Below are 222 nucleotides of genomic sequence, written 5' to 3'. Positions count from 1 at the left end.
TTCGATTCAAACATCAAGAAAGCGACGAGAAACAGAGAAGTGGCAATCAACATGCCTACAAGATAAATGAAGGCAATGTAGCCAAGAAGCCACGCCATATAGCGTAGTGGCCGGGCGATAGAAACGACCACTCTTGAACTTGATGCGTTTTCTTTTCGATAACGGATAATTAAAACAACTAAGTAAATCGCTGTACAAACGGTTCCAGCAATCGAAACATAC

General features: G+C 41.9%; 1 protein-coding gene. It reads right to left on the bottom strand.

Annotated elements, in window-relative coordinates:
- Window positions 1–222 (bottom strand): hypothetical protein (locus CHH91_RS20800; RefSeq protein WP_176465895.1); only part of this gene is annotated, 222 nt, incomplete at both ends.

The sequence above is a fragment of the Virgibacillus sp. 7505 genome (assembly GCF_002272135.1).
Classification (GTDB): Bacteria; Bacillota; Bacilli; order Bacillales; family Amphibacillaceae; genus Terribacillus.
The sequence above is the reverse complement of the archived record's forward strand: the minus strand, read 5'-3'. Positions and strand labels throughout refer to the sequence as shown.